We start from the raw sequence: 17,106 nt of genomic DNA, 5'->3' as shown, positions 1-17,106 counted from the left end.
GGGCTGTTGTCTCGGGGGCACCGGAGCGGACTGTTGTCTCGGGGCCTCTGGGGCCGGGTTGCTGTCTCGGGGTCACCGGGGTGGACTGCTGCCTCCGGGCCACCCGGCTCGGCTGTCTCCGGGGCGCCGGCCCGGCTGTCTTCGGGTCATCTCGGTCGGGTTGTCTTCGGGGCGCGGTCTTGGCGTCTCCGGGGCCCTGGGCCGGCTGTCTTCGGGACGCCGGCCCGGCTGTCTTCGGGTCATCTCGGTCGGGTTGTCTTCGGGGCGCGGTCTTGGCGTCTCCGGGGCCCTGGGCCGGCTGTCTTCGGGGCGCTGGCCGGGCTGTATCCCGGGTTACCGGCTCGACTGCCTCCTGGCTGCCTTCCGGCCTGGTTGTCTCAGGGACTTGGGCCTGGCTGTCTCGCGGTCGCCCGGCCTGGCTGTCTCGCGGTCACCCGGCCTGGCTGTCTGCGCGGTCGCGGGCTTTGCGGCTGCCTTCCGGCCTGGTTGTCTCAGGGGCTTGGGCCTGGCTGTCTCGCGGTCGCCCGGCCTGGCTGTCTGCGCGGTCGCGGGCTTTGCGGCTGCCTTTCGGCCTGGTTGTCTCAGGGCTTGGGCCCGGCCGTCTCTCGGGTCACCGGCTCGGCTGCCTCCGGGTTCCCGGCCCGGCTGCCTCAGGGTTCCCCGGACTCGCTACGTTCGGGTCACCCGCACCCGGTAGTCCCCCTCCAGATCCGCCCCCGTCCCTGTCCCTGTCCCCGTGCCCGTCCCTGTCCCCGTGCCCGCCCCCGCACCCGCGCCTGCACCCGCGCCTGCCCCCGTCATGGTGCGGGTGGACGTGCCCGGTCCCGTCACCGAGATTCGGATGCCTCGCTTCGGGTCCTTGAATGTCTCGCCCGGGGTGAAGGGGGCGTCGGAGAGTTCCGCGTGGACGTTGGGGCTGCGGGTGCAGCCGCCGCTGTCGGCGTGGGAGTCGTAGACGGTCACCGGGCCCATGCCGGTGTCGACGTCGGCGTCGACCTTGTAGATGAGGACGCCCGGCCGGCACACCGCCTCGTCGTTGCCGCCGGGGCTGCGCAGTTCGACGGCGTATCCGGTGCGGCCGTCGACCGGGACGAAGACCAGTTTCGGGCCGCCCGCGCGGGAGAGCGGGGTCAGCGGGTACTCCCTCGTGCCGCGGGTCGCCGCGCAGGCGATCTGGGAGGCGTCCAGCCAGCCCAGCTTCCACTTGTGCCAGCCGAGCAGATCGTTGTTGGCCCCCCAGTCCTCGCTCATGATGTCCCAGTGGCCGACCGCGCCCCCGCCCTCCTGGGTGTAGAGGTCGGGCAGGCCGAAGACATGCCCGTTCTCGTGCGGGAGGACCCGGTAGCCGGTGCGGTCGTAGGAGCCGGAGCCGTCGTCCTGGCGGGAGTAGACGAAGGACGCGTTCGCCACCGACACCCCGTCGGCGACCGGCGCCTGCGTGTTGCCGGCGAACGTCACCGAAAGGACCGTGTCCAGTGCGGAGGGGCCCGCGTTCGGGGTGACCAGCACGTTCAGTAGGTCGTACGCGCGGAAGTCCACCGTCGGGTCGGCGGCGGCCACGATGTCCTGGACGAGTTCGCGGTAGCCGGGATCGAACGGCGCGCCGCGCTCTATGCCGTACGCGCGGAACGACTTGGGCATGCGCAGCCAGTGAGGGATGGGGGTCTCGGAGTGGTAGGCGAGGCGGCCGTAGGACGCCGTGCGGAACCATTGCTCGGTCTTCGGGAAGAACTCGCGGTAGCGGCTCAGCGCGCTGCCCCGGCCGGGCGCGTCCGAGAAGTCGATCATCAGGGTGAGGGCGCGGACGGTGCCGGTGGAACGTGAGTAGCCGCCGGTGGTCGGGACCCCCTCGGACATCTGGACGGACGAGCGGCCGCTGATCATGCAGGGCGCGAGGGCGGAGGAGCGGGCCAGCGAGAAGGGGCCCGCGCCGGCCGTCGCCGAGCCGGGGAACGGCCGGAGGTGACCCGTGCCGGCCGACGTGCTGACGGCGAGGGTCAGGGCGGTGACCGAGGCGAGGGCGGCGACGCGGCGCGGGCGTATCCGACGGCGGAGCGGCTCGCCTGTGCGGGCCGGGGCGGTGCGCACGGGCTGCGGCTGCATGCGGGGGCCTCTCGCTCCGGGCAGCCGCCGGTCACCGGCTGCACCCTTGCGATCACCCTGTGCCGGGGCGCACGCGGGCGCGCGCTGGAGGAGACCGATCGTGGATTACCGGGTGGTAGTCGCCTCACGGCGGTGTGGCTCAGGTCACATCAAGAAAGTCTCCGGTCCGGGAAATAACTGGGGACCTCTTCCCCGTTTAGCCATGTGTCCGAGTGAAACGGGGACTTCATCCCCGGATCGCAACCGTCGCAGAACCCAGCAGGAGTACGCCGTGCAGACCGCCACCCCCACCGCGCGTAAGGTGACCCGGCCCCGCGCCGACGCCCTGCGCAACCGGGAGCGGATCGTCACCGCCGCCCGCGAGATGTTCGTCGAGTTCGGCCCCGATGTGCCGCTCGACGACATCGCCCGCCGGGCCGGCGTCGGCAACGCCACGGTGTACCGCAACTTCCCCGACCGGGACGCGCTGGTCCGTGAGGTCGTCTGCTCGGTGCTGGACCGTACGGTCCGGGCCGGACAGGTCGCCCTCGCCGAGACCGGTGACGCGTTCGGGGCGCTGGAGCGGTTCGTGCACGTGTCCGCCGACGAGCGGATCAGCGCGCTCTGCCCGATGATCTCCAGCACCTTCGACCAGCAGCACCCCGACCTCGAAGCCGCGCGCGAACGGGTCGAGCGGATCATCGAAAAGCTCATGGACCGCGCGAAGACGGCCGGGCAGCTCAGGCCCGACGTCGGCGTGGGGGACGTGATGATCGCGGTGGCCCAGCTCAGCCGGCCCCCGGCCGGCACCGGATGCCTGAGCGCCGACCGCTTCGTCCACCGCCACCTGCAACTCTTCCTGGACGGGCTGCGGGCCCCGGCCCCCTCCGTCCTGCCGGGTGCAGCCGTGACCATGGAGGATCTGCGCCAGTCCTGAGCGATCAGTCAGCGATTAGTCAGCGATTAGCCGGCGATTAGTCCGCGGCGTCGCGGAAGTCATCACAACACGTTGTGCCCGAACGGCCGTCACTGCCGACGAGCCGCCCCCTTTTCTCACCTTTTTTCCGTCACGAAGTCCCGAAGCGGGTATCTCCATGTCTCAAACAGCCCAGAAGGCCCCCGGTAAGACGGGCGCCGCACCGGACGCCAACCGGTGGAAAGCGCTGGCCTTCATCGCCCTCGCCCAGCTGATGGTCGTCCTCGACGCGACCATCGTGAACATCGCCATGCCCTCCGCTCAGCAGGACCTGGGCATCTCCGACGGCAACCGGCAGTGGATCGTCACCGCCTACGCCCTCGCCTTCGGCGGTCTGCTGCTCTTCGGCGGCCGCATAGCCGACCTGTGGGGCCGTAAGCGCGCCTTCGTCGTCGGTCTCGGCGGCTTCGCCGCGGCCTCCGCGCTCGGCGGCGCGGCCGCCAACGAGGCGATGATGTTCGGCGCCCGTGCCCTGCAGGGCGCGTTCGGCGCGCTGCTCGCGCCCGCCGCGCTGTCACTGCTCGCCGTGATGTTCACCGACGCGAAGGAGCGCGCCAAGGCGTTCGGCATCTACGGCGCGATCGCCGGTGGCGGCGGCGCCGTCGGTCTGATCCTCGGCGGATTCCTCACCGAGTACCTGGACTGGCGCTGGACGTTCTTCGTCAACATCCCGTTCGCGATCATCGCCGCGGCCGGCGCCTACTTCGTCATCCGTGAGCCCGAGGGCGGCCGCAACCGTTCCGCCCTCGACATCCCGGGCGTCATCCTCTCCACGCTCGGCCTGGTCTCGCTGGTCTACGGCTTCACCCGCGCCGAGTCCGAGGGCTGGAGCGACTCCGTGACCGTCGGCATGTTCGTCGCGTCCGCCGTCCTGCTGGCCGCCTTCGTGATCGTCGAGTCGAAGGTGAAGGCTCCGCTGCTGCCGCTGCGCGTGATCACCGAGCGCAACCGCGGCGGTATCTACCTCTCCCTCGGCCTCGCGATCATCGCGATGTTCGGCCTGTTCCTCTTCCTGACCTACTACCTGCAGATCGTGAAGGGCTACTCGCCGGTCAAGACCGGCTTCGCCTTCCTCCCGATGATCGCGGGCATGATCACCGGCTCCACCCAGATCGGCACCCGTCTGATGACCCGGGTCGCCCCGCGTCTGCTGATGGGCCCGGGCTTCCTGGTCGCCGCGCTCGGCATGCTGCTGCTGACGCAGATGGAGGTCGACACCTCGTACGCGGCCGTGCTGATGCCGGCGATGCTGCTGCTCGGCCTCGGCATGGGTACGGCGTTCATGCCGGCCATGTCCATGGCCACCCAGGGCGTCGAGCCGCGGGACGCCGGTGTGGCCTCCGCGATGGTCAACACCTCGCAGCAGGTGGGCGGCGCCATCGGCACCGCCCTGCTGAACACGATCGCCGCGTCCGCGACGACCTCCTACATCAAGGACCACGTCGCCGGCGCCGCCTCCAAGCCCCAGCAGCAGCTGGTGCAGCTGGAGGGCATGGTGCACGGCTACACCAGCGCCATCTGGTTCGCCGTCGGCATCCTGGTCGCCGCCGCCGCGATCGCCCTGACCCTCGTCAACGCCGGCAAGCCGGACATGGGCCCGGTCGCGGGCTCGGGGGCGCAGGACGCCGAGGACGCGGTGCCGGTGATGGTCCACTGACGCGCGTAGCTCTGGCGCGGCCGGCCCCCAGGGGCTGTTAGCGCAGCCAGGGCAGATCGGCACCCGCTTCGTTGGGCTGAAGTCCCTCGGCGATGATCTGCATGATCTCGCCGAGGGACTTCTGCTGTTCGGGGGTGAGCCGGTCGAACACCGCGTTGCGGACGATGGCGACGTGGCCCGGTGCGGCCCGCTGGAGCACGTCCAGGCCCTGGTCGGTCAGGACGGCGAACTGGCCGCGCTTGTCGGAGGGGCAGTCCTCGCGCCGGACCCAGCCGTTCTTCTCCAGGCGGGCGATGGCGTGCGAGAGTCGGGAGCGGGTGATCTTCGCGTGCATGGCCAGCTCGGTCATCCGCAGTCGCCGCTGGGCGGATTCGGCGAGCTTGACGAGGAGTCCGTAGTAGACGTGCGGCATGCCCGCGTCACGCTGGAGCTGGCGGTCCATATGGTCCTCCAGGAGGGTCGTGGCGTGCACGTAGGAACGCCAGATGAGCTGCTCCTCGGCGGTGAGCCATTGAGGCTCGTCAGTGGGTGCGGGTGCCTTCGTCATGTACTCCACTGTAAACGGCTTCTCCTTGAAATTTAAACCAATTGGGAATATGCTGACTGACATTGACGTTTTATGTTTCAAGCAATCTGCCTGACGGGCCGGGAGCGCTTGGGGTGCCTGGAGTGCTCGGAGTGCTCGGAGGTGCCCAGAGCACCCGAAGCGCCCGAAGTGCCATGAGCGCCATGAGCGCCAGGAACGCCATGAGCGCCAGGAACGCCAGGAACGCCAGGAACGCCAGGAACGCCAGGAACGCCAGGAACGCCAGGAACGCCAGGAGTGAGGGGCCGAGGTCCCGGAAGGAGTCACCGCCATGACCGCCGTATCCCAGGAACGATCCCTTCCCCGGGAGCGCATGCCCGCGCTCTACCTCAGCCACGGCGCCCCGCCGCTCGCCGACGACCCCATCTGGCCCGGCGAACTCGCCGCCTGGTCCGCCGACCTGCCGCGCCCCAAGGCGATCCTCATGGTCTCCGCCCACTGGGAGGAGGCCCCGCTCGCCCTCGGCGCCGTCGACCCCGTCCCCCTGGTCTACGACTTCTGGGGCTTCCCCGAGCACTACTACCGGGTGAAGTACGACGCACCCGGCGCACCGGAGCTCGCCGAGAGCGTGCGCAAGCTCCTGCGCGCCCCGGGCATCCCCGTACAGGACATCCCCGACCGCGGCCTCGACCACGGCGCGTACGTCCCCCTCGTCGAGATGTTCCCGACCGCCGACATCCCCGTCCTGCAGATCTCCATGCCGACCCTCGACCCCGTCAAGCTCATGGAGATCGGCCGCAAGCTCGCGCCCCTGCGCGACGAGGGCGTCCTGATCGTCGGCTCCGGCTTCTTCACCCACAACCTGGCCGCGCTGCGGCACACCGGCCCGGGAGTGCCGACCTGGTCCTCGGAGTTCGACGACTGGGGCCGGCGCGCACTGGAGGCCCGCGACTGGGACAGCCTGCTGGACTTCCTCCACAAGGCCCCGGCCGGCCGGTACGCCCACCCGCGCACCGAGCACTTCGCCCCGCTCTTCGTGACCATGGGCGCGGCGGAGATGTCCGGCGAGCTGGACGCGCAGAAGTCGGTGATCGACGGGTTCTGGATGGGAATGGCGAAGCGGTCGGTGCAGTTCGGCTGAGGCCCGCCGACAGGTCCTGCCTAGGGGTCCTGTCCAGGGGCCCTGCCTAGAGGTCCTGCCTAGAGGTCCTTCTCGTACCAGGCGACGTCCCAGTAGCGGCCGAACTTGCGGCCCACCTCCCGGTAGGTGCCGACGTGCCGGAAACCGAAGCGTTCGTGCAGCCGCGCGGACGCTTCGTTCGGTTGCGCGATCCCCGCGTACGCCCGGTGCACGTCCTCGCCGGCCAACGCCTCGAACAGCGCCTTGTAGAGGAGCGTGCCGATGCCACGGCGGCCGGCGTGCGGGGCGACGTAGACCGTCACCTCCACCGAGGTGGAGTACGCCGCCTTCGGCCGGTAAGGGCTGGATGTGGCGTAGCCGAGGATTTCCTGTGAGGTCCCCTGGATGTCCTGTGAGTCCGCCTCTGTGGCAACCATCAGGCGGTACGGGCCGTCTTCAGGGTGGGAGAGCAGCCAAGGACGTCGCTCTTCCGGAGTGAAAACCGCGGTGTCGAATGTGATGGACGTCTCACGTACGTAGTGGTTGTAGAGGCGCGTGAGGGCGTCGAGATCACCCTCGACTCCCGGTCTGACCTGCACCTCTGTACGTTCTGACGGCATCACGCCTCCCCGCGTGGTCGGACAGGGTACTGCATGATCATAAAAATCGGGGTGCGGGTTGGGAATTCTGTCCTGATTCCAGTCGTTGTTTCCATCGGATGCAGGGCACACGAGGAGAGTTCCGAGAGTTTCCAGGCTTCAGTTCAGGGCTTTCGAAACCTCCGAGAACGCCGAGCGTCCGAAGGCCACCCGCTGAACCTCCATCGCAAGGGAGCACGCATGGCAACCCGTGCCGTCGCCCGTCGCAAGTCCGCCACTGGCGGGACGACCGACGCGGCCCGCAGTGTTCGCGCCCATGGCGGCGAGATCGCCGACCGCGACCTGGTCGGCATGTACCTCGACGAGATCGCGCGTACACCGCTGCTCGACGCCGCCAAGGAAGTCGAGTTGTCCCAGATCATCGAGGCGGGCGTCTTCGCGCAGCAGGTCCTCGACGGCGAGGAGGAGTCCAAGGCGGACGCCTCCCGTGAGGAGCTCGAGGCCCTGGTCGCCGACAGCGAGCGGGCCAAGGACATCTTCATCCGATCCAACCTCCGCCTGGTCGTCGCGGTCGCCCGCCGGTATCCCCGCAGCGGCCTCCCCCTCCTCGACCTGATCCAGGAGGGCAACGCCGGTCTGGTGCGCGCGGTCGAGAAGTTCGACTACCGCAAGGGCTTCAAGTTCTCCACGTACGCGACCTGGTGGATCCGTCAGGCCATCACCCGCTCGATAGCGGACCAGTCGCGCACGATCCGCCTGCCCGTCCACCTCGTGGAGGAGCTGGGCCGGATCCGGCGCGTGCAGCGCGAGTTCAACCGCGAGAACGGCCGCGACCCGGAGCCCGCCGAGATCGCGACCGAGCTCGGTTCCACGCCGGAGCGCGTCACGGACGTCCTCGACTGGGCCCGTGACCCGGTCTCGCTGAACATGTCGGTCGACGACGACGGCGACACCCAGTTCGGCGACCTGCTGGAGGACACCTCCGCGGTCTCACCCGAGCAGTCCGTCCTGACCCTGCTGCGCAGCGAGGAACTGGACGGCCTGATCGACCGCCTCGACCCGCGCACGGCCTCCATCATCAAGATGCGGTACGGCATCGACGACGGCCGCGAGCGCACCCTGACCGAGGTCGGCAAGGAACACGGCCTGACCAGGGAACGCATCCGCCAGATCGAGAAGCACGCCCTCCTGGAACTGAAGAAGCTGGCCCGCGACACAGGCTTCGAGGCAGCGGCGTAACGCACGGCACGGCACGCCACGCTCCGCCGGCGTGGCCGGGCTGGGTTGCGCTGGGCTGGGCTGGGCGAGTCTGAGCGTACGGCGAGGCACTGCCTGAGGGCTGGCGCGGGGCGCGGGGCGTGCGGTTGGGCTGGGTTGATGCCCGCCACGGCGGCAGGCCCGTGCGGCTGACAGGGTCCGGTGCGTCTGACCGGTCGGGGCGAGGCATGCGGCTTGGCTGGATCGCGTGTCCGTCGGTGGGGCGGGCGGGCGGCTCGGGTGGACCGGTGCGTCTGCCCGTGGGGTGGCACCTGCGGCTTGGCCGGTACGGGTCTCGTGGCCAAGGGTGAGGCGTGGGCTTGGCGGAGCTGGGCTCGGCTTGGCGCTTCGCTCGGGGCGTGGGCTCGTTCGCTTGGCCCGGGACAGGCCCGGTTGACCGTCGGGGGCGCCCCGCTCGTGCACAGCCGGCTGGGAGCCATGCCGCGGCGGCTCGTGCCGGGGCTGTGGTGAGTGGGCCTCGGGCGTTGCCTGGTGCTGGGTTTCCGCCCGCGTGCGCCGGGTGGTGGAGGGCCGCGCAAACATGGCGTGGGAACGCCGCTTCAACCAGGAGGAGTGCGGGAACAAGACTTCAGAGCACGGGAGTTCAGGTCGGCACAGGAGTTCGGGTCGACCGGACCCTGCAGCTCCCTACGAGATCTTCGTCCTACGTGAGCCAAGTCCCGACGCACATCCCCCCGGCGCCGGGACTCTCCCCGAGCCGGGCTTCGGCGCCTCTCCCCCCAGGCGCCGGGGCCCGGCTCCCTTTTGCCCCCGAGTGGGGATTGCGGGCGCACACGCCCCGGGCGGCGTACCGAAAACGTGCGGGCACGCGGGAAAGGCGGGACACCCCGTACCTGAACCACGGGGTGGCCCGCCCGAATGGCAGATTGTGCCACATGGGCATAGCCTGCCGACGTGATCAGCTCCACCTCCCCCTCCGCCCAGGCTTCGCTGACTGAGCGGCGCAAAGCGGCGACCCGCATGGAGATCGCCCGGGCGGCGGCCGGACTCTTCGTCAGCCGGGGCCTGAAGGCCACCCGCGCCGAGGACATCGCCCAGGCCGCAGGCATCGCCCCGCGCACGTTCTACCGGTACTTCGCGACGAAGGAGGAAGCCGTCGCCCCGCTCTACGCGGCGGGCGCCCAGCGCTGGGCGGAGGCGGTGCGAGAGGCCCCGGCCGAACTGCCCGTCCCGGAGGCGCTGGAGCACGCCGTACGACGGACCCTCGTCCCGGGTCGTGGAGTGTCGGCGGCGTCCTGGGAGTGGGTCCGCACGCTGATCCGGCTGGCCGGAACGAGTCCCGCGCTCGGCAAGGTCTGGGCGGAGGTCTGCCACACCTCGGAGACAACGCTCGCGGAGGTGCTGGCGGAGCGCGCGCAGGCAGCCGCTGGCGCAGCGCCTACGGCCGCCCAGTCGCCCACCCCTGCCTCCGACAACGTTGCCTCACCGCACCAGCGCTTCACGGCAGCGGTGGCCAGTGCCACCGTCCGGGTCGCGGTCGAGAGCTGGGCGGCCAGCAACACCCCGCCCACCGGCCCCCAGAGCCCGGCAGAACTGGCCTTGCACAACCTGCGGACCCTACGGAGGTTCACATGGGAAGAAAGGCCGACGCAGGGGCAGGCGGAAAGTCTGACGGAGGGGCAGACGCAGGAGCAGGCGGAAAGTCCGACGGAGGGGTCGCCGCAGGGGCAGGCGGAGAGGTCGACAGAGAGGCCGATGGAGGGGCCGACGGGAGAACTCGGCGGAGAGGCCGACCGGAGGGCCGGCGGAGCGGCCGACTGAGCTGCCGGCGGAGCCCTCGACGGAGCAGCCTAAACAGCCTTGACCCGGCAGCGCTCGCATCCGCCCGCTCACCCGCCCGCGCTCGCGTCCGGCCGCCCGCTCACCCGCCCGCGCTCGCGTCCGGCCGCCCGCTCACCCGCCCGCGCTCGCGTCCGGCCGCCCGCTCACCCGCCCGCGCCCGCGTCCGGCCGCCCGCTCACCCGCCCGCGCTCGCGTCCGGCCGCCCGCTCACCCGCCGGCGCTCGCGTCCGGCCGCCCGCTCACCCGCCGGCGCTCGCGTCCGGCCGCCCGCTCACCCGCCGGCGCCCGCGTCCGGCCGCCCGCTCACCCGCCCGCGCTCGCATCCGGCCGCCCGCTCAACCACCCGCCGCCCGTCCCAGTCGTCCCCCCAACTCCCGTACGGACTCCACCAGTTCTGGCGGTCCTTGGACCGAGAACTCGCAGCCCAGCATGGCCAGTCGTACCGCCACCCACTCCACCGGATCGCTGGTCGAGCTGTGCAGGCGGCAGCCGTTCTCGCCGTTCTCCGGCGGGTGCGCGACCGGGGTCCCCAGCGAGGCCGAAAGCCGCGTCGCCACGAACTCGGCCGGGGCGTCGAAGGTGACGTCGAGTTCGTACTCACCGGAGTCCGGGCGCCGTTGGATGGACCGCCGGAGGTATTCCGCGGCGCTGCCCGTCGGCAGTTCCCGCGGGGTGAAGCGGGCGCCGGTCGCGAACGGGTCCTGGATCCGGTCGACGCGGAAGGTCCGCCAGTCGCCGCGGTCGAGGTCGTACGCCACGAGATACCACCGCCGGCCCGTGGACACGAGCCGGTAGGGCTCGGCCAGGCGGCGCGTCTGCGTGCCGTCCTTCGCGCAGTAGGCGAACCGCAACCGTTCCTGCCCGGCCACCGTGGACGCGATGACGGTCAGCGTCTCGGGTGCGATGCTCGCGCCGTCTCCGCTGGTCAGCGGTGTGGTCGCGGCCTGGAGGACGGACACACGGTGGCGCAGTCGGGCCGGCAGCACCTGCTCCAGCTTGGCCAGGGCCCGTACGGACGCCTCGTCGACCCCCTCCAGTGCGTGCCCGGCGCCCGCCCGCAGCCCGACCGCGATGGCCACGGCCTCCTCGTCGTCGAGCACGAGCGGCGGCATCGCCTTGCCCGCGACCAGCCGGTACCCGCCGTCCGAGCCTTTGGACGCCTGCACGGGATACCCCAGTTCGCGTAGCCGGTCGATGTCCCGCCGGACCGTGCGGCGGGACACCCCGAGCCGGTCGGAGAGTTCGCCGCCGGGCCATTCGCGGGGCGTCTGGAGGAGGGAGAGGAGCTGCAGCAGCCGAGCCGGAGTGTCCGTCGTCATGCATCCGAGGATGCCGTACCACTAGGACACGATCTGACCTAGTGCGGTCCTACTGTCACACCATGACCTCCACGGAGACTTCCACCGACGAGCAGTCGGCCCCGTCCATCCCCGAGAAGACCCCGGGTGACCGCCGCCGCTGGTTCGCCCTCGCCATCGTGATGACCGCGGCCTTCATGGACCTCGTCGACGTCACGATCGTCAACATCGCCATCCCCTCCATCCAGCAGGACGCGGGCGCCTCCTGGAGCCAGATCCAGTGGATCACCGCCGGTTACGCCCTCGCCTTCGCCGCCGGACTCATCACCGGCGGCCGGCTCGGCGACATCCACGGCCGCAAACGGCTGTTCCTCGTCGGCATCGGCGGCTTCACCCTCGCCTCCGCGCTGTGCGGCCTCGCCGCGAACCCGGAGATGCTGGTCGCCTCCCGCATCCTGCAGGGCGGCATGGCGGCGATGATGGTCCCGCAGGTGCTGTCGATCGTGCACGCCACGTTCCCGGCGCACGAGCGCGGGAAGGTGTTCGGGCTCTTCGGCGCGGTCGTCGGGCTGGGCGCCGTCTCCGGACCGCTGCTCGGCGCGCTGCTGACGGAGTGGAACCTGTTCGGTCTTGAGTGGCGGCCGATCTTCCTCATCAACCTGCCGGTCGGCGTCGCCGGACTGATCCTCGGCAGCCGCTTCATCACGGAGTCCAAGGCCCCGAAGGCGCTGAAGCTGGACCTCGTCGGCGTCGTCCTGGTCGTCGTCGGACTGCTCATGCTGCTCTACCCGCTCACCCGCGGCCGTGAGCTGGGATGGCCGGTGTGGGGGTACGTGTCGATGGCCGGCTCACTCGCCGTCTTCGGAGCGCTCGTCGCCTACGAGCGGCGCAAGGGCGCACGGGACGGCTCGCCGCTGATCGAGCTCTCCCTCTTCCGGGTGAAGAGCTTCGCGGCCGGCATCGCCGTGCAGACCGTCTTCGGGGTCGGCCTCGGCGTGTTCTTCCTGGTCTGGACGCTGTACATGCAGACCGGCCTGGGCTGGAGCCCACTGAAGGCCGGCCTGACCGGGGTCCCGTTCTCGATCGCCGTGTCGATGGCCGCGGGACTGTCCGTGCAGCAGCTGGTTCCGCGCTTCGGACGCAAGGTGCTCCAGACGGGCGCCCTGGCCATGGTTGCCGGTGTGCTCCTGTACATCTGGGAGTCCGAGCGCTACGGCCTCGCCATCGCCCCGTGGCAGATGGCGCTCCCGCTGGTCGTGATGGGCCTCGGCATGGGTCTGATCGTCGCCCCGCTGACGGACGCGGTCCTGTCGGAGGTGCCGCGCGAGCACGCCGGTTCGGCGTCGGGGCTCATCAACACCGTCCAGCAGATGGGCAACGCGCTCGGCCTCGGCCTCGTCGCGGTCGTCTTCTTCGGGGAGATCGGCGACCGGCTGACCCCGGTCCAGGTGCGTCCCGCCTTCGTGAACGCCTTCCAGCACGCCCTGGGCTGGGTGGCCCTGGTGATGGTCGCGATCTTCCTGCTGATGTTCGCCCTGCCGAAGCGTCCGGCACAGCACGTGGAGGGCGCGGTCGAGGAGACTTCGCACGACGAGGACGGCTCGAACGACGAGGCCGGCTCGAAGGGCGAAGCCAGCTCGCGCGGCGAGGAGCGCGGGCGCGGGCGGGAGACGGAGCTTGTGGGCTGACGACCTGACCCACGCACTCCCCAGACGAAGGGCCCGGCACCCCAGGTGCGGGGCCCCTCGTCATGCCGCCACCGTCATGCCGCCACCGGGGGATCGGACGGCAGCGGTCGGTCCGGCGGTGGACCGGGCGGCGACGACGGTCGATCTTGGATGGAAGTCCGTTCATGCCCGAATCAGGTCCGAACCTGTTTACTTTCCGGAAATCCGGGCGTAGCCTCCGTGGCGAAACCACAAGTTCGGGCATAAACCTGGCAAGGGTCGGAGGCGAACGGACATGTACGCACCGGAGCGGCAGCAGGAGATCCTGCGGCTCGCCCGTGACGGCGGCCGGGTGGACGTCCTGTCGCTGGCCGAGGAGTTCCAGGTCACGGCGGAGACGATCCGCCGCGATCTGAAGGCCCTCGACCGTGCGGGCCTGGTGCGTCGCGTGCACGGCGGCGCCATACCGGTCGGACGCCTCGACTTCGAACCGGACCTCGCCGAACGCGAGGGCACTTCCGCCGACGAGAAGGACCGCATCGCCAAGGCGGCCCTCACGGAACTGCCGTCCGAGGGCACGATGATCCTCGACGCCGGTACGACGGTCGCCCGCCTGGCCGCCGCCCTCCCGCTGGAGGCCGAGCTCACCGTCGTCACACACAGCCTGCCCATCGCGGCCCGCCTCGCGGACCACCCGGGCATGCAGCTCCACCTCGTCGGGGGGCGCGTACGGCACCGGACGCGCGCCGCTGTGGACGCGTGGGCGCTGCGCGCATACGGCGAGATCCGCGCCGACGTCCTGTTCGTCGCCGCCAACGGGTTCTCCGCCGAGCACGGGCTGACCACTCCCGACCTCGCCGAGGCCGCGGTGAAGCGGGCGGCCGTCGCCGCCGCGCGCCGCGTGGTGCTGCTCGCCGACTCCTCCAAGCACGGCCAGGAGCACTTCGCCCGCTTCGGCGACCTGAGCGACGTGGACCTGCTGATCACCGACAGCGGGCTGAGCCCCGACGACGCGGCCGCGATCGAGCGCGGCGGCACGGAAGTAGTACGCGCATGAGGAGCACGAGCCCGAGCACGAACGGGACGAACCCGAGCGGCACGACTGGGACGAACTCGACCGGCACGAGTGGGACGAGCCCGAGCGCCACGAGTGGGACGAACCCGAGCGGCGCCGACGCGAGCTACGCGGGCGTGATCCTCACCGTGACCCCCAACCCGTCCCTCGACCGCACCTACGAGGTCCCTTCCCTCGACCGCGGCGAGGTCATCCGCGCCACCGGCGAGCGGATGGACCCGGGCGGCAAGGGCGTGAACGTCTCGCGCGCCGTCGCCGCCGCCGGACGGCGCACGGTCGCCGTGCTGCCCCTGGGCGGTGCGCCGGGCGCACTCGTCGCCGACCTCCTCGACGCGCAGGGCATCGAGGTCGCACCGGTCCCGGTCGCCGGAGCCACCCGCTCCAACATCGCGCTCGCGGAGTCGGACGGCGTCCTCACGAAGATCAACGCGCCCGGTCCCGAGCTGTCCTCCGAAGAACAGGAACTGCTCCTGGAGACGGTGCGCGAGCAGTCGCGCGACGCCGACTGGATCGCCTGCTGCGGCAGCCTGCCCCGCGGGCTCGCACCCTCCTGGTACGCCGAGGTGGTCGCGCGGGCGCACGCCGGTGGTGCGCGCATCGCGCTGGACACCTCGGGGCGCGCGCTCCTCGAAGCACTGCAGCAGCGGCCCGACGTGGTGAAGCCCAACGCCGAGGAGCTCGCGGAGGCCGTCGGCCGCCCCCTGGCGACCGTGGGCGACGCGGTGAAGGCGGCCGAGGAACTGCGCGAGATGGGCGCCCGTGCCGTGCTCGCGAGCCTGGGCGCCGACGGGCAACTGCTCGTGGAGGACACGGGTACCTGGTTCGCGAGCGCGCGCGTCGACGTCGTACGCAGCAACGTGGGAGCGGGCGACTCCTCCCTCGCCGGTTTCCTGATCGCTGGCGGCGGCGGTCCGGCGGCGCTCGCCTCCGCCGTCGCGCACGGCGCCGCCGCCGTCCAGCTGCCCGGCAGCGTGATGCCGACCCCGGCCGACCTGGACTTGGCGGCGGTGACGGTCACGGCGGAGGTGCCGGTGGACCGCGAACTGAAGGAGCCGGTGGACCGCGAACTGAAGGAGCCGGTGAATCGCGAACTGAAGGAGCCGGTGTCATGGCCCGCCTGACATCGCCCGACACGTTCACACCAGCGGCAGCGGCAGCGGCCCGGACGCGGCGAGGCTCCCCGTTACTCGCCGCCCACGACGGCCAGCGGGGCATCCTGAGCCGCCCCGCTGACCAGGGGACGCAGGACCCGAACCCGCCTGCGCCCCCACGGAGGCGGGGTTTCCCCGGCCCCGCCTCCGCCCGCCTCCCCTCCCCCCACCGCATCACCGTCTTCACCCCTGTCTGCACCCCCGTCTCCACCTCTGTCCCCGCCCCCACCCCCGCCCACCACCCCACGCCCCGGGCGATACGCGTGCGAAGGAGCCCGCGATGAGCGACATGATCACCGCGGACCTGGTCGACCTCGACCTGTCCGCCCCAACGAAGGAAGCGGCGGCGCGATCCCTCGCCGAGCGCATGGCGTCCCTGGGCCGGGTGACCGACCTGGAGGGCTTCCTCGCCGACGTCGCCGCCCGTGAGGCGCAGATGCCCACCGGCCTCGACGGCGGCATCGGCATCCCGCACTGCCGCAGCGAACACGTCACCGAGCCGACGCTCGCCTTCGGGCGCAGCGCCGCCGGCATCGACTTCGGCGCGGCGGACGGCCCCGCCGACCTGATCTTCCTGATCGCCGCCCCGGCCGGCGCGGACGACGCCCACCTGACGATCCTGTCGTCGCTGGCCCGTCAGCTGATGAACGCCGAGTTCACCGACGCACTGCGCTCGGCCGGCGACGCGGGCACCGCGGCCGCGCTGATCCGAGGCGAGGAGGCCCCGGCGGCTCCGGCCCAGGCCGCCTCCGCTCCGGCGTCCGGTGCGGCCTCGCCCCGTGCGGTTTCAGCTCCGGCCTCCGTGCCCACCTCCGAGGACTCCGTGTCGGCGTCGGCGGCGGCCTCCGCCGACGCCGACACGGCCACCACCGCCCCGGACCAGGCCCCAGGCCAGAACCCGGACCCGGCCCCCGAACCCGAGAGCCCCTTCCGGATCGTCGCCGTCACCTCCTGCCCGACCGGCATCGCCCACACCTACATGGCGGCCGAGTCCCTGGAGAACGCGGGCCGCGAGGCGGGCGTCGAGCTGGTCGTCGAGACGCAGGGCTCGGCCGGCTTCACCCGGCTCGACCCGGCCGTCATCGCCGCCGCCGACGGCGTGATCTTCGCCCACGACGTCCCCGTACGCGACAAGGACCGCTTCGCCGGCAAGCCCACCGTGGACGTCGGCGTGAAGGCAGGCATCAACCGTCCCGCCGAGCTGATCACCGAGGTGCGCGGGAAGGCGGCGCGCGGTGAGGTCAGCGCGGCGGCCAAGGGCGGCACGCCCGTCGAGCGGACCGGCGAGTCCGGCGACAGCTACGGCACCAAGCTGCGCAAGTGGCTGATGACCGGCACTTGCGTCAAGACACTTGGAGAAAGTGCAGGTCAGGGCCACTATGGACGAAATCTTGGAGCGTTGGGCATCCCAGCAAGCGGCGAAAGCCCCCGCGATCCCGGCTGAAGACCTCCGTGAACTCGCGGACAGCTTGGGTATCGAAGTGGGTGACTGAACGGCTTCGAGGGGCCCTGTCTGGATCCCAGGGCCCCTTGGCATGTGCGGCTCCTAATTTGGTCGGTCTGGCCCGCATGTGGCTCGCGGCGTCGGTACCCGCCTCGACGACATCGCCCTCTTTCTGACCGAAGCGCGAACGATTGGGGTTGGCGAGCGTCCACACAGCAACAGCGCGCCGTCGTACCAACTCCATCCGCTATCGAGCGGACAAGTCCGCCGGAGGCACCCTCGGTCCTGTGCCGGGGTCCGGTCGCACACGCCACCTCACGCCGACCTTAGTCACTCTGTGCAGAGTGTCAGCTGCCGCTAGTACTCCAGCAGTACTTCGTGGCTTGACCTGGGGAAACGTCGAGCGGTGGGAGTGTAGCGGGCAGTTGGCCGTCACGGGCGGGTTCTGCCC

At 71.2% G+C, this 17,106-nt stretch carries 10 protein-coding genes and 3 pseudogenes; 9 read left to right on the top strand and 4 right to left on the bottom strand.

Annotated elements, in window-relative coordinates; all coding sequences use genetic code 11:
* Positions 1-822: 822 nt before the first annotated feature.
* Positions 823-2,103: pseudogene (locus ACIBAF_RS11370) on the bottom strand (M6 family metalloprotease domain-containing protein); the annotation flags it as partial.
* Between the two features lie 271 nt (positions 2,104-2,374).
* Between ACIBAF_RS11370 and ACIBAF_RS11365 the strand changes: the two are divergent.
* Positions 2,375-3,019, top strand: coding sequence for a TetR/AcrR family transcriptional regulator (locus ACIBAF_RS11365; RefSeq protein ID WP_399462940.1), 645 nt, complete (start codon positions 2,375-2,377; stop codon positions 3,017-3,019).
* A gap of 157 nt (positions 3,020-3,176) precedes the next feature.
* The gene (locus ACIBAF_RS11360; RefSeq protein ID WP_399462939.1) at positions 3,177-4,715 is read left to right on the top strand and encodes an MFS transporter; all 1,539 of its coding nucleotides are present in this window, start codon (positions 3,177-3,179) and stop codon (positions 4,713-4,715) included.
* 37 nt (positions 4,716-4,752) lie between these two features.
* On the opposite strand, the gene ACIBAF_RS11355 is transcribed toward ACIBAF_RS11360, so the two are convergent.
* A complete protein-coding gene (locus ACIBAF_RS11355) occupies positions 4,753-5,262 on the bottom strand; it encodes a MarR family winged helix-turn-helix transcriptional regulator (RefSeq protein WP_399462938.1) in 510 nt (169 codons plus the stop codon).
* 310 nt (positions 5,263-5,572) lie between these two features.
* On the opposite strand from ACIBAF_RS11355, the gene ACIBAF_RS11350 reads away from it, so the two are divergent.
* Complete coding sequence (locus ACIBAF_RS11350) at positions 5,573-6,382, top strand: dioxygenase (protein WP_399462937.1); 810 nt, start codon at positions 5,573-5,575, stop codon at positions 6,380-6,382.
* Between the two features lie 59 nt (positions 6,383-6,441).
* Here the strand turns inward: ACIBAF_RS11350 and ACIBAF_RS11345 are convergent, their stop codons facing one another.
* Complete coding sequence (locus ACIBAF_RS11345) at positions 6,442-6,981, bottom strand: GNAT family N-acetyltransferase (RefSeq protein WP_399462936.1); 540 nt, start codon at positions 6,979-6,981, stop codon at positions 6,442-6,444.
* Positions 6,982-7,200: 219 nt separating this feature from the next.
* On the opposite strand from ACIBAF_RS11345, the gene ACIBAF_RS11340 reads away from it, so the two are divergent.
* Together ACIBAF_RS11340 and ACIBAF_RS11335 are read left to right on the top strand one after the other, a co-directional pair.
* On the top strand, positions 7,201-8,199 hold the full coding sequence (locus tag ACIBAF_RS11340; protein ID WP_319676964.1) for a sigma-70 family RNA polymerase sigma factor: 999 nt from the start codon (positions 7,201-7,203) through the stop codon (positions 8,197-8,199).
* Between the two features lie 999 nt (positions 8,200-9,198).
* On the top strand, positions 9,199-9,999 hold the full coding sequence (locus ACIBAF_RS11335; RefSeq protein ID WP_399463162.1) for a TetR/AcrR family transcriptional regulator: 801 nt from the start codon (positions 9,199-9,201) through the stop codon (positions 9,997-9,999).
* A gap of 356 nt (positions 10,000-10,355) precedes the next feature.
* Here the strand turns inward: ACIBAF_RS11335 and ACIBAF_RS11330 are convergent, their stop codons facing one another.
* Positions 10,356-11,339, bottom strand: a complete 984-nt coding sequence (locus ACIBAF_RS11330; RefSeq protein WP_399462935.1) for a helix-turn-helix transcriptional regulator — start codon at positions 11,337-11,339, stop codon at positions 10,356-10,358.
* A 62-nt stretch (positions 11,340-11,401) separates the two neighbouring features.
* On the opposite strand from ACIBAF_RS11330, the gene ACIBAF_RS11325 reads away from it, so the two are divergent.
* The 4 genes and pseudogenes from ACIBAF_RS11325 to ACIBAF_RS11310 form a co-directional block, all read left to right on the top strand.
* Positions 11,402-13,006 carry an MFS transporter gene (locus tag ACIBAF_RS11325; protein WP_399462934.1) on the top strand — a complete coding sequence of 535 codons (1,605 nt, stop codon included), beginning with the start codon at positions 11,402-11,404 and terminating at the stop codon, positions 13,004-13,006.
* Between the two features lie 274 nt (positions 13,007-13,280).
* Positions 13,281-14,042: a DeoR/GlpR family DNA-binding transcription regulator gene (locus ACIBAF_RS11320; protein WP_319677324.1), complete on the top strand. Its 762-nt coding sequence runs from the start codon at positions 13,281-13,283 to the stop codon at positions 14,040-14,042.
* Between the two features lie 134 nt (positions 14,043-14,176).
* A pseudogene (gene pfkB, locus ACIBAF_RS11315) lies at positions 14,177-15,118 on the top strand (1-phosphofructokinase); the annotation flags it as partial.
* A gap of 373 nt (positions 15,119-15,491) precedes the next feature.
* A pseudogene (locus tag ACIBAF_RS11310) lies at positions 15,492-16,547 on the top strand (fructose PTS transporter subunit IIA); the annotation flags it as partial.
* Positions 16,548-17,106 lie beyond the last annotated feature (559 nt).

The organism is Streptomyces sp. NPDC051677, assembly GCF_044453465.1.
Lineage (GTDB): Bacteria > Actinomycetota > Actinomycetes > Streptomycetales > Streptomycetaceae > Streptomyces.
The sequence above is the reverse complement of the archived record's forward strand: the minus strand, read 5'-3'. Positions and strand labels throughout refer to the sequence as shown.